This window comes from Paenibacillus sp. EKM206P, from assembly GCF_011066155.1.
GTDB classification, from domain to species: Bacteria; Bacillota; Bacilli; order Paenibacillales; family Paenibacillaceae; genus Paenibacillus; species Paenibacillus polymyxa_D.
This window is the reverse complement of record NZ_JAAMNQ010000088.1, coordinates 1-353: the sequence shown is the minus strand read 5'-3', so window position 1 is coordinate 353 and position 353 is coordinate 1. Positions and strand designations below refer to the sequence as shown.

The window sequence follows — 353 nt, the reverse complement described above, 5'->3', positions numbered from 1 at the left end:
GCGGAGCTCAGTAATCTGGTGGGTGTCTTCATTAACACGCTGGCGATTCGCAATTATCCGTCCAGCGACAAAACGTTTCTGGATTATCTGCAAGAGGTGAAGGAGCATGCGCTCAGTGCTTATGAGCATCAAGACTATCCTTTTGAAGAACTGGTTGAACAGCTGAATTTGACGCGGGATACGAGCCGAAATGCGCTGTTTGACACGATGTTTGAGTTGAAAACCTTGGAGCAGCAGGCGTTGCAGTTGGAAGGTCTGACCCTGAATTCGTATCCGCTGGAAAATCATACGGCCAAGTTTGATCTGACTTTAGATGCAGTGGAGCAGCCAGAAGGCATTCTGTGCAGTCTGGA

Annotated in this window: 1 protein-coding gene; it reads left to right on the top strand. The window is 48.7% G+C overall.

Annotation, left to right across the window (positions count from 1 at the left end; genetic code table 11):
- On the top strand, positions 1-353 hold a 353-nt coding region (locus G9G53_RS25815), incomplete at both ends, for a condensation domain-containing protein (protein ID WP_165150896.1).